The organism is Bradyrhizobium sp. Cp5.3, from assembly GCF_000426265.1.
Taxonomy (GTDB): domain Bacteria; phylum Pseudomonadota; class Alphaproteobacteria; order Rhizobiales; family Xanthobacteraceae; genus Bradyrhizobium; species Bradyrhizobium neotropicale.
Genome location: NZ_AUFA01000009.1, coordinates 82,008 through 105,396 on the forward strand (window position 1 = coordinate 82,008; position 23,389 = coordinate 105,396).

The 23,389-nt window shown below is 64.2% G+C and carries 18 protein-coding genes and 1 pseudogene; 7 read left to right on the forward strand and 12 right to left on the reverse strand.

Translation table 11 applies throughout. The features are described from left to right. Positions 1-60: 60 nt before the first annotated feature. From K289_RS0114350 to K289_RS0114375, 6 genes are all read right to left on the reverse strand, one after another. A complete protein-coding gene (locus K289_RS0114350; RefSeq protein WP_027552160.1) occupies positions 61-480 on the reverse strand; it encodes a CBS domain-containing protein in 420 nt (139 codons plus the stop codon). Between the two features lie 115 nt (positions 481-595). Continuing rightward, positions 596-1,066 carry an aminoacyl-tRNA deacylase gene (locus tag K289_RS0114355; protein WP_027552161.1) on the reverse strand — a complete coding sequence of 157 codons (471 nt, stop codon included), beginning with the start codon at positions 1,064-1,066 and terminating at the stop codon, positions 596-598. A 203-nt stretch (positions 1,067-1,269) separates the two neighbouring features. Then, positions 1,270-1,590 (reverse strand): hypothetical protein, encoded by a 321-nt coding sequence (locus tag K289_RS0114360; RefSeq protein ID WP_027552162.1) that lies wholly within the window; start codon positions 1,588-1,590, stop codon positions 1,270-1,272. A gap of 127 nt (positions 1,591-1,717) precedes the next feature. Further along, positions 1,718-6,541, reverse strand: coding sequence for an NAD-glutamate dehydrogenase (locus tag K289_RS0114365; protein WP_027552163.1), 4,824 nt, complete (start codon positions 6,539-6,541; stop codon positions 1,718-1,720). Positions 6,542-6,852: 311 nt separating this feature from the next. Continuing rightward, on the reverse strand, positions 6,853-7,671 hold the full coding sequence (locus K289_RS0114370) for a TIGR04222 domain-containing membrane protein (protein WP_027552164.1): 819 nt from the start codon (positions 7,669-7,671) through the stop codon (positions 6,853-6,855). Positions 7,672-7,675: 4 nt separating this feature from the next. Next, a complete protein-coding gene (locus K289_RS0114375) occupies positions 7,676-8,230 on the reverse strand; it encodes a hypothetical protein (protein WP_027552165.1) in 555 nt (184 codons plus the stop codon). Between the two features lie 173 nt (positions 8,231-8,403). Between K289_RS0114375 and K289_RS0114380 the strand changes: the two genes are divergently transcribed. After that, on the forward strand, positions 8,404-9,336 hold the full coding sequence (locus tag K289_RS0114380) for a division plane positioning ATPase MipZ (protein ID WP_027552166.1): 933 nt from the start codon (positions 8,404-8,406) through the stop codon (positions 9,334-9,336). 37 nt (positions 9,337-9,373) lie between these two features. Here K289_RS0114380 and K289_RS44365 read toward each other — a convergent pair. Further along, positions 9,374-9,889, reverse strand: a pseudogene (locus K289_RS44365) (LLM class flavin-dependent oxidoreductase); the annotation flags it as partial. Positions 9,890-9,937: 48 nt separating this feature from the next. Here K289_RS44365 and K289_RS0114390 point away from each other — a divergent pair. From K289_RS0114390 to mddA, 3 genes are read left to right on the forward strand one after another with little or no spacing between them, the layout of a single operon-like run. Next, complete coding sequence (locus K289_RS0114390) at positions 9,938-10,579, forward strand: TetR/AcrR family transcriptional regulator (protein ID WP_035684732.1); 642 nt, start codon at positions 9,938-9,940, stop codon at positions 10,577-10,579. A gap of 36 nt (positions 10,580-10,615) precedes the next feature. Then, entirely contained in the window at positions 10,616-12,721 is a 2,106-nt protein-coding gene (locus K289_RS0114395) for an alpha/beta hydrolase (RefSeq protein ID WP_027552168.1), read from the forward strand. Positions 12,722-12,741: 20 nt separating this feature from the next. After that, positions 12,742-13,470, forward strand: coding sequence for a methanethiol S-methyltransferase (gene mddA / locus K289_RS0114400; protein WP_027552169.1), 729 nt, complete (start codon positions 12,742-12,744; stop codon positions 13,468-13,470). A 30-nt stretch (positions 13,471-13,500) separates the two neighbouring features. Here mddA and K289_RS0114405 read toward each other — a convergent pair whose 3' ends face one another. The 3 genes from K289_RS0114405 to K289_RS0114415 all read right to left on the reverse strand — a co-directional run bounded on the left by K289_RS0114405 (position 13,501) and on the right by K289_RS0114415 (position 17,256). Next, positions 13,501-14,523, reverse strand: coding sequence for an LLM class flavin-dependent oxidoreductase (locus tag K289_RS0114405; protein WP_027552170.1), 1,023 nt, complete (start codon positions 14,521-14,523; stop codon positions 13,501-13,503). 244 nt (positions 14,524-14,767) lie between these two features. Continuing rightward, the gene (locus K289_RS44370; RefSeq protein ID WP_084788609.1) at positions 14,768-15,175 is read right to left on the reverse strand and encodes an Ivy family c-type lysozyme inhibitor; all 408 of its coding nucleotides are present in this window, start codon (positions 15,173-15,175) and stop codon (positions 14,768-14,770) included. 62 nt (positions 15,176-15,237) lie between these two features. Continuing rightward, positions 15,238-17,256, reverse strand: a complete 2,019-nt coding sequence (locus K289_RS0114415; protein ID WP_027552171.1) for a YgiQ family radical SAM protein — start codon at positions 17,254-17,256, stop codon at positions 15,238-15,240. Between the two features lie 239 nt (positions 17,257-17,495). Between K289_RS0114415 and K289_RS51555 the strand changes: the two genes are divergently transcribed. Then, complete coding sequence (locus tag K289_RS51555) at positions 17,496-17,660, forward strand: hypothetical protein (protein ID WP_198024703.1); 165 nt, start codon at positions 17,496-17,498, stop codon at positions 17,658-17,660. A 7-nt stretch (positions 17,661-17,667) separates the two neighbouring features. Here the strand turns inward: K289_RS51555 and K289_RS0114425 are convergent, their stop codons facing one another. Then, positions 17,668-18,333: a GntR family transcriptional regulator gene (locus K289_RS0114425; RefSeq protein ID WP_027552172.1), complete on the reverse strand. Its 666-nt coding sequence runs from the start codon at positions 18,331-18,333 to the stop codon at positions 17,668-17,670. A gap of 27 nt (positions 18,334-18,360) precedes the next feature. Beyond that, complete coding sequence (locus K289_RS0114430) at positions 18,361-19,773, reverse strand: FAD-binding oxidoreductase (RefSeq protein ID WP_027552173.1); 1,413 nt, start codon at positions 19,771-19,773, stop codon at positions 18,361-18,363. Positions 19,774-19,951: 178 nt separating this feature from the next. Between K289_RS0114430 and K289_RS0114435 the strand changes: the two genes are divergently transcribed. Continuing rightward, positions 19,952-20,836 carry a dihydrodipicolinate synthase family protein gene (locus tag K289_RS0114435; RefSeq protein WP_027552174.1) on the forward strand — a complete coding sequence of 295 codons (885 nt, stop codon included), beginning with the start codon at positions 19,952-19,954 and terminating at the stop codon, positions 20,834-20,836. A 204-nt stretch (positions 20,837-21,040) separates the two neighbouring features. After that, positions 21,041-23,371: a TonB-dependent siderophore receptor gene (locus K289_RS0114440; protein ID WP_027552175.1), complete on the forward strand. Its 2,331-nt coding sequence runs from the start codon at positions 21,041-21,043 to the stop codon at positions 23,369-23,371. Positions 23,372-23,389: the final 18 nt, after the last annotated feature.

Here is a 23,389-nt window from a genome sequence, read left to right on the forward strand (position 1 = left end):
TCGCCGGCCGCAGGGTCTGCGAGCGAGCCGGCGAAGTTCCGGAGACGGGCCCGCATCGCCTCAATGGTGGGCCGACACGCCCTTGACGCACTGGGTCAACAGATCAACGGTGGCGGATTGGCCGATATCACCCAGGCTGATCATGCCGACCATCCGCTTGCTCTTGTTGATCACGGGCAGCCTGCGGATCTTCAGCGTCTCCATGTGATGCACGGCTTTCGCCAGATCGTCGTCTTCCCGGCAACAATGGATGCCTTCGGTCATGACCTCCCGCGCTGTCATGCGCGCGGCGTTGAAGTCCTTGCGCGCAAGGCCTTTGCAGACGATGTCGCGATCGGTCACCATCCCGATCAAATGGTCGCCTTCGCCGATCGGAATGCAGCCGATGTCGTGCCCCTGCATCAGCTTCGCGATTTCGGTGATTGGGGTGTCGGGGCTGACCCAATCGACACCCTTGTGCATCACATCCTTGACCTTCATGGAGGACCTCCGTTGCGAACGCAGCCCCCGTGACGTGACTATACAATGAACCGGCCGCGACCGCACGCGTCGCCGCGACGAAGGTGTACCGGGATCATCCCGCCGTGATGCCGCATCAGTCGTGCATGCTGAAGCGCCCATGCGGTGCACTGGCCGTCAGGCGCGCGAACTGCGCATGGGTGAGCTGGAGCAGCGTCTCGTGATCGCCGGCTTCGATATAGATCTCGGGCTGGGCGCGGATGCTGTCATCGACGATGAGATCGAGCCCGTAGCAGCGGCCGACCGCCGGAACGGCTCCGTGCGCGCAGTCCGCGAACAGGCGGTTGATCTCGGTTTCGTTGGCCATGACGAGATCCTCGCCAAGCCTCTCCTTCAAGTCCGGCAGGTTGAGATGGTGCGATGCCGGCACGACCGCGAGCATATAGCCGCCGTCATGCCGCAGCACGACGGCCTTGGCGAGACGATCGCCCGAGACGTGGCAGGCCTGCGCCGTGCGCGCGGATGACATGGTGAGATCGTGCGGAATCTCGGCATACTGGATGTTCTCGGCAGCCAGATATCGGTGCAGTGTGGGGGCAATGGACATGGCGTAGCCTCCGGATGGGTATGCGAGCCATCCACCGTGAGGCTGCCCCCGCCGCACGATGGGCGGCCGCGTGATTGCCGGGCTTGAGCATAGGCCTTGCCCTCGAATGCCGCAATCGGGTCGGAGGCTCGAATCGCTCCGGGCGCGCCATTTCCGCGTCGTTTGCGCCAATCGATTGTGACCTTTGCTCCGCTTTTCGTGGCTTACGGGATCCTTGCCACGACGTTGGGCCGGTTCTTCTCGAGCCAGGCGACGGCCTCGGGTCCATCGACGACACACTCGAAGGTTTCCCAGGTTGGGTCCTCCAGGGATTCCAATTGCAGTCGCTTCGCCGCATACTCGACGAGTTCGTGCAGGCCTTCGTATCCCCGTCGGTGCTCGAGGGACTCTGCAATCGCCGAGCTGGTCCATCCGCGTTGGGCCAAATCGATGATGCTCGGAGCGTCAGCCTCGCTGAACCAGGGGGTGGCGTCGAACTCGATGCAGCGGACATTGTCGGCGGTATGGCAAGTGGCGTGGATCATTGGCTTCCTCCGTTCGCCGGCTGCAACATGCGCTCGCGTTGCGCTTCTCACATCGCTGCCTCGCAACGCGCTCTTTTTTGAGCATGATCTTTTCGGAAAACCGCTTCGCACTTTTCCGGATCATGCTTTAGGCTTTGACCAAATCCCCCAATAGGTTCGCCGCCACCGTCAGCTTGGCGAGCGTCAGGCCGCTGGCAGCAATTTCCTCGACCGAGCGGCGGATGCGGATCGCTTCGGGGTGCGCCGCGAGCCAGGTCCCGACCGCCTGCTGGCCGGACTGGCCGGTCGCCAGCATGTCCGCGGCCAGCCTCCTTTCGGCGCCGGCGATCTGCTCGACGGCGCGATCGATGGCCATGCGTTCGAAATAATCGTTTGCGGGCACGCCGCGCGCGGCGGCGATGATGCGGTCGAGACGGAAATTCGCCTCGGCGGCGTAGAAGGTCGCGGCGGCATCGCCGATCGGGCGGGTGGTGCGCTCGGCAACCGTCACGATGTCGGGTGCGGAGACCAGAGCGTCGAGATCGGCGAGCTCGCCGGCGAGGCCGGCCGGGACACCGGCCTCAGTGAGTTCCTGTCGCCGCTTGCTGCGCCCGGCCTGCAAGTCCGACGGCAGGGCGGTGTCGAGCCCGGAAACGATCTGGCGGATCGCCGGGCCGAAGCGCGCGACGACGGCCTCCAGTCCGTCCTTGAAATCGACATTGCGCACGAACCAGACCATGCGGGAGAGCAGCAGGTCCTGCACAGACGCATAGAGGGACAGCTGCAACTGCCCGTCGATGCAGGTGTCGAGTGCATCGATCGCGTCATTGAGCAACTTCAGTCCGTAGCATTCATCGACCGCCACATAGGCCATCACGATGGTCGGGATATCGGCGTCGGTTTCGTCGATCAGACGCACGACACAGGCCGGGCCGCCGCGGTTGATCACCGCGTTGGCGAGACTGGTCGCGATGATTTCTCGCCGCAGGCGGTGGAATTCGACCGCGGTCGGGAATTTGTCCTGAATCTCGCGCGGAAAATACTGCGACAGTTCGCGGGCGAGATAGGGATCATCGGGCACGCTGGTGACGAGCAGGTCATCGTAGAGGGTCAGCTTGGCGTAGGCGAGCAGCACCGCAAGCTCCGGCCGTGTCAGGAACTGGCCGCGCCTCGTGCGCTCGGAGAGCGCTGCGTCGTCGGGCAGGAACTCCACCGCACGGCTCAGCAGGCCACGCTGCTCGAGCGATTGCATCAGGCGGGTGAGGAAGCCGGTCTCGGCCACGCCCTTGCGCTCGGCGAGCGAGAGCGCCAGCGTCTGCAGATAGTTGTTGCGCAGCACCAGCACGCCGACCTCGTCGGTCATCGCGGCAAGCAGGCTGTTGCGCTCAGCGGGACTGAGGCGTCCCTCGCGCTCGAGGCGCGCCAGCGCGATCTTGATATTGACCTCGACGTCGGACGTGTTCACGCCGGCCGAATTGTCGATCGCGTCGGTGTTGAGCTTGACGCCCTTCTGCGCCGCTTCGATGCGGCCGCGTTGAGTGACGCCGAGATTGGCGCCTTCGCCGATCACCCGGGCGCGCACGTCACCGCCCGCGATGCGGATCGGATCGTTGGCGCGGTCACCGACCTGATCGTCGCTCTCCCCGGAGGAGCGCACATAGGTGCCGATGCCACCAAACCACAGGAGGTCCGCGCGAGCCTTCAGGATCGCCGTCATCACCTCGAAAGGCGTGGCTTGCGGCTTGTCGAGCTCGAGCAGGGTGCGCACTTCCGGAGCGAGCGGGATCGCCTTGAGCTGGCGCGAGAACACGCCGCCGCCCTGCGAGATCAGCGACTTGTTGTAGTCCTGCCAGCTCGATCGCGGCAGATCGAACAGCCGCTTGCGCTCGGCGAAGCTGGTCGTTGGATCGGGCGAGGGATCGATGAAGATGTCGCGATGATCGAAAGCTGCCACCAGCCTCGTCGTCGGCGAGAGCAGCATGCCGTTGCCGAAAACGTCGCCGGACATGTCGCCGACGCCGACCGCGGTGAACGGCATGGTCTGAATGTCGGTGCCGAGTTCGCGGAAGTGGCGCTTGACCGCCTCCCAGGCGCCGCGCGCCGTGATTCCCATCTTCTTGTGGTCGTAGCCCAGGCTGCCGCCCGAGGCGAAGGCGTCGCCGAGCCAATGGTTCTTCTCGGCCGAGATCGCGTTGGCGACGTCGGAGAAGGTGGCGGTGCCCTTGTCGGCGGCGACGACGAGGTAGGGGTCGTCGCTATCATGCCGCAAGGTGGATTCGGGCGGCACGACGATGTCGCCGTCGAGATTGTCGGTGAGTTCGAGCAGCGAGCGAACGAAGATGCGATAGGCTTCGGTGCCCTCCACGAGCCAGGCGTCGCGATTGAGAGGCGGCGGCAGGCGCTTGGGCACGAAGCCGCCCTTGGCGCCGACCGGCACGATCACGGCGTTCTTGACCTGCTGCGCCTTTACCAGGCCCAGGATCTCGGTGCGGAAATCCTGCGGCCGGTCGGACCAGCGCAGGCCGCCGCGCGCAACCTTGCCGAAGCGCAGGTGAATGCCTTCGACGCGAGGTGAATAGACGAAGATCTCGTAGAGCGGTCGTGGCGCGGGCAAGTCGTCGATCCGGCGCGCCTCGAACTTGAAGGAGATCACCGGTCGCGGATGTCCATCCTCGCCGATCTGCCACAGATTGGTGCGAACGGTTGCCTGCACCAGATTGGTGAAGCGGCGCAGGATGCGGTCTTCATCGAGCGAGGCGACGGATTTGAGCTGCTCCTCGATCTCGGCAAGAAGGGCCGTCTCGCGTGCCGAACGTTCCCGATCCGTAAGGACGAGGCGCTGATCGAGGCGGGCCTGGAACAGCGCGACCAGGTTGGCCGTGATCGCGGCGTTCTTGCGCAAGGTCTCCCACATGTAATCCTGGGTGAACGGAGCGCGGATCTGGTGCAAATAGCGCGACAGCGCCCGGATCGTCGAGACTTCCCGCCAGCCCAGGGCGGTGCGCAGGATCAGTCCGTTATATCCGTCGGATTCGGCACGGTCGGTGACCACCGCCATGATCGAGGCTTCCAGGCGATGGCTGAATTCCGGGTCGATCTCGATGGGCTGGCCGTCACCGGTCTCGATCGTCATGTCGTGCAGCCAGACCGGCTCCGGCCGGTTACCGGGCACGATCTGATAGGTGCGCTCGTTGACCACGCGCAGGCCGTGATTCTCGATCACCGGCACGCGGTATGACAACGACAGCGGTGCGGCGTCCGAAAAGACCTTCAGGCCGAGGCGCCTCGGATCGTCCTCCGCGAAACGGTGAACCGAAATCGTGACCGGGCGGGCTGGCGTCAGCTTTTCGATGGTGGCGATATCGGCAATTGCCTGCTCCGCGCTGAAAATTTCGGTGTAGCCACCGGTAAAAGCCCGGGCATAACGGTTGGTGAGCATGCGCGCCCGCATACCATCGGTCGACGCAGTGAGCGCGGTCTTCAGCTTGTCGGCCCAGGTCGCGGCAATGGCGCTGATCCCGGCTTCGAGCGTGGCGTGGTCGACGACGGGAGTCTTGCCTTCATAGCGCCCGATGATGAAATGGACGCGCGCAAGCGCGCCTTCGGGGAATGACACGTAGGAAGCGGACAGGGTCCCCTTGTAGACCTGCGCCAGGAAGGCTCCGACGCGCGTGCGGACGTCGGTGTCGTATTTGTCGCGGGGAATGAAGGTGAGGATGGAGACGAAGCGATCGAACTTGTCCACCCGCGCCAGCGCCCGGACGCGCGGGCGCTCGTAGAGGATCAGGATCTCGATGACGAAATTGTAGAGCGTGTCGACGTCGATCTGGAACAATTCGTCACGCGGATAATCTTCGAGAATATGCATGAGCGCCTTGCCGGAATGGCCGTTCGGATCGAAGCCGGCCCGCTGCAGCACCCGCGAAATCTTGAGGCGCACATAAGGGATCTGCCGTGCCGAGCGGGTATAGGCGCCCGAGGTGAAAAGGCCGACGACGCGGAGCTCGCCTTCGAGCCGGCCGTCGGGCGAGTAGAGCTTGATGCCCACATAGTCCATCCGGATGCGGCGATGCACGCGGCTACTGACATTGGCCTTGATGACGATCAGCAGGGTCGGCTCGTGCATGAACTCGCGAATTTCCGACGTCATCACCACCATCTCAGTGCCGCGGCGCAGCACCTTCACGTCCGGATCGCGCAGGATGCCGAGGCCCTCGCCGGTCGTGATGTCGTCCGAGGCGTCGCTGTCGGGCGAGAAGCGATATTCGCGCACGCCGAGGAAGGTGAAATTGTCCGCGCAGAGCCATTGCAGGAACTGATTGGCTTCGGCGACCTCGTCGATCGGCAGCGGCGGCGGATTGGAAGAGAACGTCTTGATCGCTTCCTCGACGCGATCGCGCATGACGCGCCAGTCGGCGACGCAGGCGCGGACATTGTTCAACGTCCTGGTCAGGCCGTCGATCAGCTTCTGGCGGTCGGCATCGGCATCGAGGCGTGTGATGTGGAGATGAATCAGGCTTTCGCGCGCGCCCTTTGCCCCGTCCGGCAGCGCTTCGCCGTGGAAGCGCAGCAGCTTGCCCCCATCGTCGCGCTCCACGGCGATGATGGGGTGAGCGACCAGGGTGACTTCGATGCCCTGCTCGGCGAGCTCCGCCATGGTGGAATCGAACAGGAAGGGCATGTTGTCGTTGAGGATCTCGAGCACGGAAATCTCGCGCCCGTTCGGCAAGGTCGGATTGACGACGCGGACATCGGCGCTGCCGGCCGTGCGCCGCTGCACGTGCTCCCAGGCCTGCTCGGCAAGGAGGGCAAGCGAGGCGGCATCGTAATTGGCGAGATCCTCGATATTGGTGTAGCCGAACAACGGTTCGGCAAAGGCCCGGGGGCTCCTGCCCGCTGGCACGCTACCCGCTGCATCGCGGATCAGGGTTGCCCGGGCCTTGTCGTCACGCCACGCCATAATGTCCTCCATTTGCCGTGCCGTCCGACCGCAGGTGCAATCGTCAGCTTGATTTTGGAGTGCATCTCTTCGAGCGCCGCGATCGAGTGCTGCGCAGCCTCGAAGCTTCGACGGCTTTCGACGACAATACTACGATCCCGGAGCGAAAGGCGCACGCTGTCGTGAGGCGTGCTGAATTTTTCCGACGACAGCGGGTGAGGCCGAGGTCGGCGTCGGCGGTCTGTCGAACCATTGGGGGCAGAAAAAATCACCAGAAATTTCAATCGTATATGAGTTCGTGGCCCTTGGACGCGGAGCGAACGGCAGCTCTCTTCGGCCGCCCTTCAACTACACCCGCCGCATCCGCCACCGCCGCCGCCACCACCACCGCATCCGCCGCCACCGTCGCCACTGCCGCTCATCGTTTTCGATGCGGCATAGACCGACGCGTAGGGCGTGCCCGACAGCACCACGGCGCCGGAGAGCGCCACGGCGAGGACGAGTTCGTGATCGAGCGGCGCGCGCGAGGCCCGTGCGTGGGAGGACTGATACTTCTCCAGAACGTCCGCACCGGCTCGCGTCCGCGTCGGACGCTGCGCGAGCAGGAACCCCGCAAAGGCCGTGAGCATCAGGAGGATGACCAGAATTCCGATCGGGTGATGCCGCGCCTCGCCGACAGCAGCCTTGATGAAACCTGTGCCGATCAGGAGCATGACGAAGGGCAGGAAGGTCATGCGGAAGGACAGCATCTGCTCGTCGGTCGGGCAATAGCCGATGTCCTGCAAGCGCGTTTGAATCCGCTCGACGAGTGGCTTGACCGCGGTCTGGAACTGCTGCCGTGTCATGCCGGGTTCGACCGGCAGATGTGTCGGCCGCCCCATCATTGTGCCCAGCGGCGTTTGATCAGTGACGGTGATCCTGTGATCCCTGAGTCCGATGGACGCAGCGTTCGCCGACATCAGGCTAAGCAGCGCGGCATCGCCGACGCGGCGTGCGCCACCGGAGAGATAAGCGAGCTCCAATGCGTTGAGTTTGCGGGCAGCGTGCGCGGCCGGGCCGATCCGCAGTCTGAGGCTGTAGCCGGCCAGGAAGACGATTGCCGCCATGGTCAGGTAGAACGTCAGGAACGGGCCGGCCGTCCAGTCGAACGGATTCCAGGTCATCAGTTCATCTCCTGAATAAACGTCGAATCCATGCCATGGGCTTTGGTATGATAAGCCAGCGGTTGCGATCGGTCACATGATAGCGTTGTCGTCCGAAGCGTAAGTGTGTCGCCGGCCACAGCTCCGGGGCAGGCGGCCCGAACACGCGCTCGTGCAGCGCCAGCGTTTCCGCATATTGCCGGCGATAGAGCGCCTGGGCCTCACTGCCGCCGGGAGTCGGATCGTGGTGCAGTGGCGCCTGCAGCCTCTCTCCGCACCAGACCGTCCAATAGTCGCGTGAATAGATCAGATGCTGGTGCCAGACCTCGTCGACGACCTCGCTCGGCGTGACCGGCGTCGGCGAGACGACGGCCAGAAAGCAGAAGCGGCGATAGGCATCGACAGCCGCGCGGGCCTCCTCGAGGCTCCAGCCATGGTCACGCGCAAGCCGGCGGGTGAAGTTGAGCCGTGTGTCCGGCTCGAAATCATGCTGCTCGATACGTCGCCACAGCTCCTGCCGGGCGGCCGTCCAGACCGGCTCGTCGGACTGGATGTCGATCTTGAACTGCTCTCGCTGCAATCGAGGCTCCGGGATCGTCGATCATCATAATAGCACGGGATGGCGCGCCCAGGATGACGGTCGGATGACCGGCGCGTCCCTTGTTGGCCGGGGTCAATGAGGATCGGCTCGGAACCAGGCGTGGGTCGACCGCATTAGTCCTAAAGTGGAATCAGGTACTTATAAGGCCTGCGATGCTGCACGCGACACCAATCGCAGGGGCGGGATCGCCGTATGTCATCGTCATCGGCAACGAGAAGGGTGGCTCGGGGAAGACGACGATGGCCATGCATCTGGCCGTCGCACTTCTGAAAGAGGGCCAGCGCGTCGGGACGATCGATCTCGATAGCAATCAGGCGGCTCTGACGCGCTACATCGAAAACCGGCGCATCTGGGCTTGGCATCGGCGGATCGAACTCGAACTGCCGTTGCACCGTCTGGTTCGGCGCGCCGAGGGCGCTAACCTGGAGGACAACGAAGTCGAGGAGCTCGCCGCCTTCCAGGCGGCTGTTTCCGACCTCAAAAAGTCCGTCGATTTCGTCGTGATCGATACCCCCTCGACCGACACGTATCTCATGCGCCTTGCACATTTGGTGGCCGATACGCTGGTGACGCCCGTCACTGATAGTTTTCTTGATTTCGGCTCGCTGGCCTCAGTCGACCCCATCACGCAGGAGGTGAAGGGAACCGGTCACTACGCCGAGATGGTATGCGAAGCTCGCAGGTATCGGCGCCATTTCGACCAATGCCGGACCGATTGGGTCGTCCTGCGTAATCGCTCGGCGCGGGGGCGACTGCCGTATCCCAATATTGCCGAACTCGGCATACGGCTGGGGCTCAGAGATATCCGAGGCTGTGCCGAGCGCGTCGTGTATCGCCAGCTTTTCCTCTCCGGCCTCACTGCCCTCGATGCGCTGGACGAAGCGACCTTCGGCGCCAAACCTGGTCAATCACACCGATTGGCTCAGCAAGAGATGCGCGATCTGATCGGCCTCCTGAACCTGCCGATCACCGAGCGTGTCCGCCGCAGGGCCGCCGCCCGAAAAGAGTGGTTTGCATCGGCAGGCGCGCCACTCGACATCGATGATGTGCTGGTTGATTCAGTCGTGTCGCCGAATGGACTTTAACCCATTGCGGCTGCAGACGTGTGCACGCCATTCCGCATCAGCGCCATCCGCGCGCAGGCGCCACGTGCGTGAGGATCGCCTCGATCGCATGCGCGCAGTAGGCCACACCGAGCTGGTTCGGGACGGTCAGCAGCAATGTATCAGCCTCCGCGATCGCCCCGTCCTTGCGGAGCTGCTCGATCAGCACATCCGGTTCGGCGGCATAGCTGCGGCCGAAGATCGCGCGGGTGCGCGGATCGATGAAGCCGATCTGATCCTCCTCCGCGCGTCCGCCGCCGAAATAGGCGCGATCGCGGTCGTCGATCAGCGCGAAGATGCTGCGGCTGACCGACACGCGGGGCTGACGGGTGTGGCCGGCTTCCTTCCACGCGGCGCGATAGGCGCGGATTTGGGCTGCCTGCTGCACATGGAAGGCTTCGCCGGTCTCGTCGCTCTTGAGCGTCGAGCTCTGCAGATTCATGCCGAGCTTCGCCGCCCAGACCGCCGTGGCGTTCGAGCCGGCGCCCCACCAGATCCGCTCGCGCAGGCCTTCGGAATGCGGCTCTAAGCGCAGCCGTTCAGCCAATTGACTTCGGTCGGTCGACCGAATTATACTGCCGGTATGGGTACTCGGGTTGCAAAAGCGGTTCCGAAAAGGACGGATCCCACGACGGCGTTACTGGAGGCCGCGAAGGCGATGCTTCGCCAACGCGGATATGCCGGCCTCTCGACACGCGATGTTGCGCAAGAGGCCGGTGTACCGCTCAGCCAAATTCACTACCATTTCGGTTCGAAGCACGGGATGATCGTGGCGCTTTTCGAGCACTTGAACGCGCAATTGCTCGACCGGCAGCACGCGATGTTCAACGATCCCTCGCTCAAGCTTTCGGACCAGTGGGATCGCGCCTGCGACTACTTCGATGAGGATATCGCCTCCGGCTATGTGCGCGTTCTGCAAGAACTGATTGCTGCCAGTTGGGCAGACGCTCCCGTGGCCGAGGTCATCCGGGCCGGCATCATGGGATGGATCGAACTCCTCACCGACTTGGCGCGGCGTGCTGAGAGGAGCTTTGGTGGCCTCGGCCCGTTCACGCCCGCGGATATCGCAACGCTCGTCAGTCATGCCTTCATGGGCGCAGAGAGTCTGTATCTCCTCGGTCTCGAGCAGCAGGGCGTTCCGGTGCGCCGGGCGCTTCGGCGCTTTGGTGATCTCATTCGTATGGCCGAAGGCGCCGCAGCAGCCGAGCACAAGCGGATGACCTGATTTGATCGCGTAGCGTAATGCAAGGGGGGCGATACCATGCGCGCGAAACTACCGGAGAGGGACGGCTTCGTTGAACGTGATGGCGTGAAGCTCGCCTATGAAGTTTATGGCAGCGGCCCGCAAACGATGGTGTTTTTGCCGACATGGACGATCGTCCATTCGCGGGTCTACAAGGCTCAGCTTCCTTATTTCAGCGAACGCTTCCGGTGCATTACCTATGACGGACGCGGCAACGGCAAGTCGGATCGGCCGGATGACATCGCTGCCTATTCGCTCGACAATCAGGTCGCCGATGCTCTTGCCGTGCTGGATGCCACCGATGCGGGCGAAGCGATCGTCGTAGGCCTCTCGGCCTCGACGATACTGGCGTGCGTTCTGGCGGCCTATCATCCCGAACGAGTCAAGGCCGCGATCCTGGCAGGGACTGCGGCGATCGTCGGACCTGGCTACGCATACATGAGCCCGCAGCATTTCCTGTCGAAGCAAGACAACTTCGACGGCTGGAACAAATACAACAGAGACTACTGGCTCTTGGACTATCCGGATTTCGCCAGACACTTCGTCAGCAACATCTTCTCTGAGCCGCATTCCACCAAGCAGATCGAGGACGGAATCGAGTGGGCCGGCGACACCACGGGCGCGATTCTCGCCAAGACGGTGGAGGCGCGCATGATCCCACCGAGTGTCGACGTTGGCGAGACGATGTATCGCCGGGTTCGCTGCCCGACGTTGATGATCCACGGTGACGACGATCAGATCCAGCCGATTGCGCGTGCCAAAATCGTAGCAGAACTCTCCGGGGCAAAACTCCTCACCATACCGGGAGGTGGTCACAATCCGCTCGTCCGGTATCCGGCCAAATGCAATACCGCGATCACGGAATTTCTCGATCGGCAGCTCGGCTGTGTCCAGACCAGGCAACAATCCGCCGCGCGGGTCAGGACAAAGCGCGCCTTGTATCTGTCCTCGCCGATAGGTCTTGGTCATGGACGACGAGACATCGCGATTGCCCGTGAATTGCGCAAATTGCATCCGGACCTGCAGATCGATTGGTTGGCGCAAGACCCGGTCACGCGATTGCTCGCTGCGAGCGGTGAGCACATTCATCCCCTGAGTTCCCGGCTTGCGAGCGAGTCGCGGCATATCGAGCTCGAGTCAGGCGAACACGATCTGAACGCGTTTCAGGCGATTCGTCGCATGGATGAAGTGCTGGCCGCCAACTTCATGGTGTTTCAGGATGCCGTCGGAGATGGCGATTATGAACTCGTGATCGCCGATGAAGCATGGGACATCGATCACTTCTGGCACGAGCATCCGGAGCTGAAGAAAGCCAAGCTCGCCTGGCTTACGGATTTCGTCGGCTTTCTGCCGATGCCAAGTGGCGGTGACCGCGAGGCGTTTCTGGCCCGTGACTACAATGCCGAGATGATCGAGCATGTGGAGCGCAATCCCGGCGTTCGTGATCGCGCGATCTTTGTCGGAAGCCGCGAGGACATTATTTGCCGCTCCTTCGGCCGTGATCTCCCAGACATGCAGGACTGGGTGCCCAAGCATTTCGACTTCTCCGGTTACATCATCGGTGAGCACCCCCAGGCTTTTGGATCCCGTAGCGATCTGCGCCAAAGCCTCGGCTATCGGCAAGGCGAGCGTGTCTGTATCGTCACAGTTGGAGGTTCCGGCGTCGGCGCGCACCTGATCAAGCGTATCCTGCGAAGTTATCAACTCGCGGAGTCCCGAATTCCGGGCTTGCGGATGATCGTCGTCGCCGGTCCTCGTATCGAGCCGACGTCCATTGGGGCGCCGCCGGGCGTGGAAGTACGCTCGTTCGTGCCGGACCTCGATCGCCATCTCGCGGCTTGCGATCTGGCCATCGTGCAGGGTGGATTGACAACCTGCATGGAACTGGCGGCGGCTGGAACGCCGTTCCTGTATTTCCCGCTTCAAAACCACTTTGAGCAGAATTTCCATGTCGCTTATCGCCTCGATCGCTATCAAGCCGGCAAGCGCATGGACTATGCAACGTCAACGCCGGACATGATTGCCGATGCGATGATAGGCGCTCTAACGGATCGACCCTGCTTCCGGCCGGTCGAAGCCGACGGCGCCGTGCGTGCGGCGCGCATGTTGTCCGATCTCATCTAACCTGGTGCAAGGAGGGGGTCATGGCCGCACTGGTTTATGGAGTGCTTTGTTACATTCTGTTCTTGTTTGCTTTCTTGTATGCGATTGGGTTCGTGGGCAACGTCGTTGTCCCGAAGTCGATTGACAGCGGTGGTCCTTCGAATCTCACCATCGAAGCGACCATCGTTAACGTCGTCTTGCTTGGTCTGTTCGCAGTTCAACACAGCGTCATGGCACGACAGGGCTTCAAGCGCTGGTGGACCAGGCTTGTCCCGAAGTCGATAGAGCGCAGCACATACGTGCTTCTCTCCAGCCTCGCGCTGATCCTCTTGTACTGGCAGTGGCGCCCGCTGACTGACGTCATCTGGTCGGTGAGCAATCCCATCGGCAAGGCTGTTCTCGATGTCTTCTTTTGGCTTGGATGGGCGATCGTGCTGCTCAGCACATTCATGATCAATCATTTCGACCTGTTTGGCCTTCAGCAGGTGTATGCGCATTGGCAGGGAAGAATTGCGCAGTCACCGAGCTTTCGGGCGCCGCTGTTCTACAGGGCGGTACGTCACCCGATCTACCTGGGTTTCCTGCTGGCGTTCTGGGCCACTCCGGTCATGACAGCAGGACATCTGCTCTTTGCCATTGCGACGACTGGTTACATTTTCATAGGCATCCTGCTGGAAGAGCGCGATCTCGTCGCTTTTCATGGCGAGGCCTACATCGAATACCGCAAGCGCGTCTCGATGATTATTCCCATGCCGCCGCGACAGACCTGACGTGCCGCGCTCGATGACCGTTGTTGGACATCACCGCCATCCCAGCGCCGGGGCCACGTGGGTCAAGATCGCTTCGATCGCATGGGCGCAGTAGGCGACGCCGAGTTGGTTGGGGATGGTCAGAAGCAAGGTGTCGGCCTCGGCGACGGCCTCGTCCTTTCGTAGCTGCTCGATGAGAACGTCGGGCTCGGCGGCATAGCTGCGGCCGAAGATCGCCCGGGTCCGCGGATCGATGAAGCCGATCTGGTCTTCCTCCTCGCGCCCGCCGCCGAAATAGGCGCGGTCGCGATCGTCGATCAGCGCGAAGATGCTGCGGCTGACCGACACGCGCGGCTCGCGCGTATGGCCGGCTTCCTTCCACGCCGCGCGATAGGCGCGGATCTGCGCGGCCTGCTGCACATGGAAGGCTTCGCCGGTCTCGTCGTTCTTGAGCGTCGAGCTTTGCAAATTCATGCCGAGCTGTGCCGCCCAGACCGCGGTCGCGTTCGAGCCGGCGCCCCACCAGATCCGTTCGCGCAGGCCTTCGGAATGGGGCTCGAGCCGCAGCAGGCCGGGCGGATTCGGAAACATCGGTTGCGGATTGGGCTCGGCAAAACCTTCGCCGCGCAGCAGGTCCAAAAAGACTTCCGCGTGGCGCCGGCCCATGTCGGCGTCGCTCTGGCCGTCGGCCGGCTGATAGCCGAAATAGCGCCAGCCATCGATCACCTGCTCGGGCGAGCCGCGGCTGATGCCGAGCTGCAGCCGTCCGCCGGCGATGAGATCGGCGCTGCCTGCGTCCTCGGCCATGTAGAGCGGGTTCTCGTAGCGCATGTCGATCACGGCCGTGCCGATCTCGATGCGGCTGGTCCTGGCGCCGACGGCGGCGAGCAGGGGAAAGGGCGAAGCGAGCTGGCGCGCGAAGTGATGGACGCGAAAATAGGCGCCGTCGGCGCCGAGCTCCTCCGCTGCCACGGCGAGCTCGATCGATTGCAGCAGCGTATCCGCGGCCGAGCGGGTCTGCGACTGCGGCGAAGGCGTCCAATGTCCGAACGAGAGGAATCCGATCTTCTTCATGCTGGCAGTCTATGGATGATCGGGAGGGGAAGTCTTCTGACTTTTGGGCGAGCCGGACGTCTGGCCGCGATTGGCCCCATGCGCGGCGATGATGGCATCGTGCGCCTGTTTTGCCCGACGCGTCAACAGTTTCGTAAAATCCGACATTTCGCCGGAGGCCGTCGGCTACTTTGCATGGGGTTGTTTTCGAGATTTTTGTCGTCCGGCCGCCGGGGCGGCCATCGCGAACGATCCCGGAGTGACCTCAGGGCGGACTGAATTCGCCCTTCAAGGCGGTCTGCTGCGCATCGTTCGGCGAGCCGAGATAGGACGTCGGCTTTCCAGCCTCCTGGAGCGCGCCCCAGGCCTGCGCGCCGTTCGGTGCGAACATCACGACCATCTGGTTGTCCTGGCAGTCATGCGGCTTGCAGGCGTGAAACATCTCGTAGGTCGTCCCGCCGGCGGCGGCGCGGGTGCCGGGGCTGGCGACATAGTTGCCAACGGGCTTGCGCATCTCCCGCGTCCAGCCCGGCAGCTTGCCGCTGCTGTCGAACAGGCTCGTCAGCGCCCGCGCGTAAGCCGGCTTCTTGATGATGTCGAACAGATAGGGCTCGGCCGCTGCGGCAGGGCTCGCCATGCACATCATCACCATTGCCCAACGAAGCCGTCGCATGCCGTCCCCCACGCGCCTGTTCGCGCATATTCGGTCGCGCTCATTACAGCATCGCGACGACCTCACTTGATTATGCGCACGCCCTTGGTGGTGAAGCGCTGCATCTTGCCGCCCGGACGCACCGGGCGCCGCGTGCCGGCGGCCTTGCCGGTGCCGGGCGGCTGGTGCGCGGGGACGAGCTGGTGGGGCTGCGAGCCGATCAGATCGGCGCGGCCCATCTCCTTCAGAGCCTCGCGCAGCACGGGCCAGTTGTCGGGGTCGTGATAGCGCAGGAACGCCTTGTGCAGGCGGCGCTGCCGCAGGCCCTTGATCGCCTCGACCTTGTCGCTGCCGCCGTGCCGCACGCCGCGCAGCGGATTGACGCCGGTGTGGTACATCGCCGTTGCGGTCGCCATCGGCGAGGGCAGGAAGGTCTGCACCTGGTCGGCGCGGTAGCGGTTCTTCTTGAGCCAGAGCGCGAGGTTCATCATGTCCTCGTCGGTCGTGCCCGGATGCGCCGCGATGAAGTAGGGGATCAAATAGTATTTCTTGCCGGCCTGCTCTGCTGCGGCGTCGAACATCCGCTTGAAGCGGTTGTAGGCGCCGATGCCCGGCTTCATCATCTTGTCGAGCGGGCCGCGCTCGGTGTGCTCCGGCGCGATCTTCAGGTAGCCGCCGACATGATGGGTGACGAGCTCCTTGATGTATTCGGGGCTCTCCACCGCGAGGTCGTAGCGCACGCCGGAAGCGACCATCACCTTCTTGATGCCCTTGGTCTCGCGCACTTTGCGATAGAGGCGGATCAGATCGTCATGCGAAGTGTTGAGGTTCGGGCAGATCTCGGGGAAGACGCAGGACGGCCGCCGGCACGCCGCCTCGACCTTCGGATCCTTGCACGCCATCCGGTACATGTTGGCGGTGGGACCGCCGATGTCGGAGATCACGCCGGTGAAGCCCGGCGTCTTGTCGCGGATCTTCTCGATCTCGCGCAGGATCGAGCCTTCCGAACGGTTCTGGATGATACGGCCCTCGTGCTCGGTGATCGAGCAGAAGGTGCAGCCGCCAAAGCAGCCGCGCATGATCGTCACCGAGAATTTGATCATCTCCCAGGCGGGGATTCTCGCTTCGCCATAGGAGGGATGCGGCGCGCGCGCATAGGGCAGGTCGTAGACCGCGTCCATCTCCTCGGTGGTGAGCGGGATCGGCGGCGGGTTCAGCCAGAGATCGCGATCGCCGTGGCGCTGCACCAGCGGCCGCGCATTGCCGGGATTGCTCTCCCGGTGCAGCACGCGTGACGCGCGTGCATAGGCCTCGCGATCCTGCTCGACCTGCTCCAGGGCTGGCAGCCGGATCACGGTGGCGCCTTTCTGTCGCGTTGCGCCCTCGTCGGCGGAGTCGAGATCGTCGGCGTGCAGCTCCGAATAGTCCTCGGGCACGCGGCGGAACAGCGCAACGCCCCTGACGTCGTCGAGTTCGCGCGGTGCTTCGCCCGCGGCGAGACGCTGCGCCACCTCGACGACGGCGCGCTCGGCATTGCCGTAGAGCAGAAGGTCAGCCTTGGCGTCGGCCAGCACCGAGCGGCGCACCTTGTCGGACCAGTAATCGTAATGCGCGATCCGGCGCAGCGAGGCTTCGATGCCGCCGAGCACGATCGGCACGTCCTTGAACGCCTCGCGGCAGCGCTGGGCGTAGACGATGGTGCAGCGGTCCGGGCGCCCGCCGCCTTCGCCGCCGGCCGTATAGGCGTCGTCGTGGCGCAGGCGGCGGTCCGCCGTATAGCGGTTGACCATGGAATCCATGTTGCCGCCGGTGACGCCGAAGAACACGCGCGGCCTGCCCAGCGCCTTGAACGGCTCGGCCGAATGCCAGTCGGGCTGCGCGATGATGCCGACGCGAAAGCCCTGCGCCTCCAGCAGTCGGCCGATGATCGCCATGCCGAAGCTCGGATGGTCGACATAGGCATCGCCCGTCACCAGCACGATGTCGCAGGCGTCCCAGCCGAGCGCCGTCATCTCGGCGCGGCTCATGGGGAGGAACGGCGCCGGCTTGCCGGGCCGCGCCCGGGCCATCAGGGGTCTTTCGGCGGTGATTTGGGTGTCCATGGCGCCTACGCATAAGGCTGCGGACCGGCGAATTCAACCGACGGGCGCGTGATAGATCGCGGTTCTGGGCAGGCCTTGCGCAGGCGGTTCCCTGTTCGTGGCCCCAGGAACCAACTGCTTCCGCGAACATTCTGGTTAAGGGTTCGACGCGAGCCCGGATTGCGCGGACTGCCGCCATGTCAGCGCCCATGCCTGCAACCGGATTTGGCCTGAATGTTCGTCTAGGGCGAGGGGGAGCCGTGAGTACGGTGATAGAGAACTTGCTGGCGCGAAAGCAGAAGCTCGTGGAGCAACTGGATCAGGCGCAGGCGGTCGAAGAGCGCGACAAGATCGAGCACCAGCTCGAACAGATCAACACCGCACTCGATTTTCTGGATCGGCCCGAACCCAAGGACGGGCGGTAACGGCCGCTCAGTCCACCTTCAACGCGCGCGCATAGGCCACGCCCGAATTGGTGATATGCGTCGTGATCAGCGTCTCGAAAGCCGCGAGCTCGCCGCGCCCGAACAAATCGAGCAGTCTGCAATGCTCGTCGAACGACGTGCGGGTCCTGACATCGATCGGCGAGGTGAGGTTGGTGCGCAGCGCTGCGACGCGGCCCGAGACGAGCTGGTAGGATTCGACGAGATAGCGATTGCCGCAATGCGCGAACAGCGCCTCGTGAAAAGCGGCATCGGCGCGGCCGTAGGCGATGTTGTCCTTTGCCGCGACCGCAGGCTCCATCGCCGCAATCGCGGCACCCATCGTCGCAATTGCGCCGTCGCGGTCGTGACGAAAGGCGAGCTCGGCGGCCTTGGGCTCGAGCGCGATCCGGAAGGTGCAGAGCGCGGTGATGTCCTCGGCGCTCGGCGTGAAGACGAAGCTGCCGACCTGCGGCCTGATCACCACGAGGCCCTGTGCCTGCAACTGCCCCATCGCCTCGCGCACCGGCGTGCGGCTGACGCCGAAGGAGTTCGCCACCATCTCCTCGGAGATCGCAGCGCCGAGCGCGAACTCGCCGTCGACGATGGCCTGACGCAGCCGCAGCATGACCCGCTGCGACAGCGATTTCGGCGTATCGAGCTTCAAGGCTCTCATCGGCGCTCCCATGGCGCTGCCGGCCGCTCAGATCACCTTGCCGGGGTTGAGCAGATGGTCGGGATCGAGCGCGGCCTTCAGCGTGCGCATCAGCGCGATCTCGGCCTCGCTCCTCGCATGCCCCAGCCACTTCTTCTTCAGCGTGCCGATGCCGTGTTCGGCGGAGACGCTGCCGCCCATCTCGCGCACGAGACCATAGATGATCGCGTCCATCTCTTCCTTCGGCTGGCGCTCGACGGTGAGGCCCGTCACCCAGGAGACGAGGTGCAGGTTGCCGTCGCCGATATGGCCGTAATAGACGCTCTCGCAGCCGGTGATGCCCTGCGCGAGCGCCGCCTTGCAGCGCGTGGCGAACTCGTCCATCCGCGCCACCGCAAGGCCGATGTCGTAGGAGATGTGCGGCCCCAGCACCTGGCCGAATTCGGCGCAGATGTCGCGCACTCGCCAGAACGCCTGGGTCTGCCCCAGCGACTGCGCCACCGCGGCGTCAGCCAGCATTCCGCGCTCCATCAGCTCTTCGAGCCAGTTTTGGAAGCGCGGCGCATCGATGCTCTCCTCCGTGCCCTGCGCCTCCACCAGCACGTAGAGACCGTGGCCTGCGGCGACCGGCGGCTTCACGCCGGCGCGCGCCGTGATCACTTCCCAATAATCCGGCCACATCACCTCGAACGCCGACAGCAGCGGACCTAGCCCGCTTCGGGCGGCGCCGAGCAGCTCGATCACCGCGGCATAGTCCTTCAGCGCGCAGAGCGCAGCCATGGTCGAACGCGGCTTCGGATAAAGCCGCAGCACCACGCGGGTGATGATGCCGAGCGTGCCTTCCGAGCCGATGAAGAGATGCTTCAGGTCGTAGCCGGCGTTGTTCTTCATCAGCTTGTTGAGATTGGTGATGATGGTGCCGTCCGGCAGCACCACTTCGAGGCCGAGCACCAGTTCGCGCGTCATGCCGTAGCGGATCACGCGGTTGCCGCCGGCATTGGTGGAGAGATTGCCGCCGATGGCGCAGGAGCCGCGCGAGCCGAGATCGAGCGGGAAGAAGAAGCCGGCCTCGTCGGCGGCCTTCTGGATCGTCTCGAGCGGCGTGCCCGCCTTTACCGTCATCGTCGCGGAGGCGCTATCGATCTCCTCGATGCCGACCATGCGCTCGAGCGAGATCGCGACCCAGCCCGGCTCGGGCGAGGCGCCGCGGCAGAGACCGGTCAATCCGCCCTGCGGCACGAATGGCAGCCGCGCCTGCCGGCAGGTCGCGATCGCATCGGCAACGCCTTGCGCATCGACCGGGCGGATCACGGCGAGCGGCGTTTGCGGCAGGCTCGCGCTCCAGTCGTTGCAATTGCGCGCGGGGACCTCCGCGCCGGTCAGCACGGCCGCCGCGCCGAGCTTGTCGCGCAGGGCGCCGAGCAATTGGTGGGGGCGGTCGGTTGGGGGCACCATGTCCATGCAGCACCTTCTTAAGGTCGGCCGGAGCTCATTGAGCGGGAGCGAGGCGAGGGGGAATTGCGCCCTTCTTGTATGTAAGGTACAAGATGAAAAGTAAAGCAAAAACAAGCCTCGCTCAAGCTCTGAAGATCGTTGTAAATCAGGGGCTTACGCCGAGGCCGCAGCAATGGGTGGTGTCATGACCGAGGCAATTCGCGGATTCTGGGTGGCGGCGGCGACGCCGCTGACGTCGGAGGGCGGTGTGGATCACGCCCGGCTGGCGGCGCATGCCCAGCGGCTCTTCGGCAAAGGCGTCGATGGCGTCGTGCTGTTCGGCACCACGGGCGAGGGCACCTCGTTCAACGTCGCCGAGCGGATCGCGACCGTCGAGGCGCTGCTCAAGGCCGGCATCGCGGCCGAGCGGATCGGCATTGGCGGCGGCTTTCCCGCGATCAGCGACAGCATTGCGCTGACGCGCGCGATGCTTGGCCTCGGCTTGCGCCACGTGCTGTTGCTGCCGCCCTATTTCGATCGCAGCGTCACGCCCGAGGGGATCGAGGATGCTTTCGCCGCGGTCATCGATGCGGTCGCCGACGAGCGCCTGCGTGCCACGCTCTATCACATCCCGCAGGTCTCCGGCGTCGCGATCCCGACCTCGGTCGCCGCGAACCTGCGCAATCGCTACGGCAAGTTGGTCGCAGGCTTGAAGGACTCCAGCGGCGACTTCAAGCAATTCCTGGCGTTCCGCGCGGCCGCGCCCGAGCTCGCCATCACCGTCGGTAACGAAGCCGACATCGCCCGCGCGATCGCGCAAGGTGGTGCCGGCACGATCTGCGGCATGGCCAACATCGTGCCGGAGCTGGTCAAGGACATGATCGACGGCGCTGACGTCGAGGCGCGCATGCAGGCCGCAGTCGACATCGTGGTGAAGACGCCCTCCTTCCTCGCGACGCTGAAAGCGATCCTCGCGGCGCAGACCGGAGATGCAGGCTGGCTGCGCGTCCGTCCGCCGCTGCGTCCGCTCTCCGATGGCGCCGCGCTCAAGCGGAAGCTCGATGAGCTGACGAGTCCGGCGATCGCGTGAGCTCGCGCAGCGCCGCGACACGTTGCCGCGCGTTCGCGTGTTGCGTGCCGCGATCGGTACCGATCGATGACTGCCGCGCGGTGCCCATCTGCACTTAGAACGATTCAACACTAGAGGGATTCAAGTTCCTCTACGGTTCTCTCCATCTCCGGCGACTGCTAGAGGCGCACACCTCGACGTCCCTGACTTGGAAGTGAATCGAAAGTGCGTGCCTATGTGGATGGCCAGCGCGTCTGCTGCCATCGAAACCGCGCCGGCAAGAGCCGTGCGAGTCTTCTCTTCGGAGCAGCCGTCCTGCTCGCCGAATGTCCCGCCACCACGACGACCGCAGAGGCGCAAGCGGCGCTGCCGCCGGTGACGGTGGATGCACCGACGCAGCGGCCCAAGCCGGCGCGCGCGTCCGACGCCGCGCAACGCCGCACGCAAACCGTCGCGCGCCAGCGCAACAGCGGCGCCCCGCGCGCCACTGAGCCGACGCCGTCGGAGCGCGCCGCGGCGGCTGCCGCCGCGCAGCAAGCCGCAAAGCTCGGCTATCGCGCGATGCCGAGTTCGACCACGCTGCGCAGCGGCGCTTCGCCGCTCGACACGTCGCAGGCCGTCAACGTCGTGCCCGAGCAGGTGCTGAAAGACCAACTGCCGCGCAACCTCGACGATGCACTCGGCAACGTCTCCGGCATCACCCAGGCCAACACGCTCGCCGGCACGCAGGACGCAGTCATCCGCCGCGGCTTCGGCGACAACCGCGACGGCTCGATCATGCGCAACGGCATGCCGCTGGTACAGGGGCGCAGCCTCAATGCCGCGGTCGAAAGCGTCGAGGTGCTGAAGGGGCCGGCCTCGCTGCTCTACGGCATCATGGATCCCGGCGGCATCGTCAACACCATCAGCAAGCGCCCGGAGCTCTATCAGCACGGCTCGGTGACGCTGCTTGGCTCGACCTATGGCGGCTCCAAGAGCGGCGCCGATGGCGCGTTCGACATCACCGGCCCGATCGGCGATCAAGGTCTTGCCTATCGGTTCATCGGCTACGGCGTCAGCGAGGATTACTGGCGGAATTTCGGACGCCACCGCGAGATGCTGGTGGCGCCATCACTAGCCTGGTACGGCAAGGACACCACGGTTTACCTCAACTACGAGCATCGCGAGTTCATCTACCCGTTCGATCGCGGCACCGCCTTCGTCAACGGCGCTCCGCTGGCAATCCCGGCGACGCGCCGGCTGGATGAGCCCTTCAACAACATGTGGGGCACCTCCGACCTGATGCAGGCCTCGGTCGAACACCGCCTCAACCAGGATTGGAAGCTGTTTGCGGCCTACAGCTACAACACCGAGACTTTTAGTGCGAACCAGCTCCGCATCACCGGCGTCAATGCCAAGACCGGCGTCGAGACGCGCAGCAATGACGGCACGCAAGGCTCGCTCAGCAATTCGAGCTATGGCACGTCCTACATCTCGGGCAATTTCTGGCTCGGCGATATGCGCAACGAGGTGCTGTTCGGCGGCGACGGCCAGTATCGCACCATCTATCGCGACAATCTGATCCGGCAGGCGACCCCGTCCTTCAACTTCTACAATCCGGTCTACGGGTTGATCGGGCCAGGTACGACGGTGTCGCCGACCGACAGCGCCCAGACCGACAAGCTCGGCCAGTTGTCGCTGTTCTTCCAGGACACGCTGCACCTGACCGAGCGGTTCGCGCTGGTCGGCGGCGTGCGCTACATGGACTACGATCAGCTCGCCGGACGCGGAAAGCCGTTCATCACCAACACCAACGTGTCGGCAGATGCGGTGCTTCCGCTCGGCGGCGCCATCTTCAAGCTCACCGACGAGCTTTCGCTCTATGCAAGCTACACGCAGTCGCTGAAGCCGAACTCGACCATCGCTCCCTTGAGCAATGGCGGCGGCGTCGTGCTCGGTTCGAACATCGCGCCCGAAGAGGGGACGCAGTACGAGACCGGCCTCAAATTCGACCTCAACAAGCGCCTCTCCGGCACGCTTGCGGTCTACGACATCGAGAAGCGAAACGTCCTGGTCAGCCAGCTCAACACCGCGACCAGCCTCAACGTCTATACGGCGGCCGGCAAGGTCCGCTCGCGCGGCGTCGAACTCGACGTCACCGGCAGGCTCACCGACAATTGGAGCATGATCGGAAGCTATGGCTATACCGACGCGCGGGTGACCGAGGACCCGACCTACGCCGGCAAGCAGTTGCAGAACGTCGCCATGAACACGGCCTCGCTCTATCTCGTCTACGATTTCGGCACCGTGCTGCCGGGCCGGCTTCGGCTCGGCGGCGGCGCGCGCTATGTCGGTGACCGGCCTGGCGACGCCCTGAACACGTTCGTGCTGCCGTCCTATACGGTCGCGGACATCTTCGCGACGTATGAAACGAACTACCAGGCCCTGCCGGTCATCTATCAACTGAACGTCAAGAACCTGTTCGACACCGTCTACTACCCTTCCGCCAATAACTATCTGGGCGTCGCCGTTGGCGATGCGCGGCGTGTGTCGCTGTCGGCGACGGTGAAGTTCTAGCCATGGCGGTGCGGCATA

Bases quoted from the DNA above. Each gene is read 5' to 3' on its own strand.
- K289_RS0114360 (WP_027552162.1), bottom strand. From the start codon at position 1,590: ATGATCCACGCCACTTGCCATACCGCCGACAATGTCCGCTGCATCGAG.
- K289_RS0114395 (WP_027552168.1), top strand. From the start codon at position 10,616: ATGCGCGCGAAACTACCGGAGAGGGACGGCTTCGTTGAACGTGATGGC.
- mddA (WP_027552169.1), top strand. From the start codon at position 12,742: ATGGCCGCACTGGTTTATGGAGTGCTTTGTTACATTCTGTTCTTGTTT.
- K289_RS0114425 (WP_027552172.1), bottom strand. From the start codon at position 18,333: ATGAGAGCCTTGAAGCTCGATACGCCGAAATCGCTGTCGCAGCGGGTC.
- K289_RS0114435 (WP_027552174.1), top strand. From the start codon at position 19,952: ATGACCGAGGCAATTCGCGGATTCTGGGTGGCGGCGGCGACGCCGCTG.
- K289_RS0114370 (WP_027552164.1), bottom strand. From the start codon at position 7,671: ATGACCTGGAATCCGTTCGACTGGACGGCCGGCCCGTTCCTGACGTTC.
- K289_RS0114355 (WP_027552161.1), bottom strand. From the start codon at position 1,066: ATGTCCATTGCCCCCACACTGCACCGATATCTGGCTGCCGAGAACATC.
- K289_RS0114430 (WP_027552173.1), bottom strand. From the start codon at position 19,773: ATGGACATGGTGCCCCCAACCGACCGCCCCCACCAATTGCTCGGCGCC.
- K289_RS0114365 (WP_027552163.1), bottom strand. From the start codon at position 6,541: ATGGAGGACATTATGGCGTGGCGTGACGACAAGGCCCGGGCAACCCTG.
- K289_RS0114415 (WP_027552171.1), bottom strand. From the start codon at position 17,256: ATGGACACCCAAATCACCGCCGAAAGACCCCTGATGGCCCGGGCGCGG.
- K289_RS0114380 (WP_027552166.1), top strand. From the start codon at position 8,404: ATGCTGCACGCGACACCAATCGCAGGGGCGGGATCGCCGTATGTCATC.
- K289_RS0114350 (WP_027552160.1), bottom strand. From the start codon at position 480: ATGAAGGTCAAGGATGTGATGCACAAGGGTGTCGATTGGGTCAGCCCC.
- K289_RS0114390 (WP_035684732.1), top strand. From the start codon at position 9,938: ATGGGTACTCGGGTTGCAAAAGCGGTTCCGAAAAGGACGGATCCCACG.
- K289_RS44370 (WP_084788609.1), bottom strand. From the start codon at position 15,175: ATGCGACGGCTTCGTTGGGCAATGGTGATGATGTGCATGGCGAGCCCT.
- K289_RS0114405 (WP_027552170.1), bottom strand. From the start codon at position 14,523: ATGAAGAAGATCGGATTCCTCTCGTTCGGACATTGGACGCCTTCGCCG.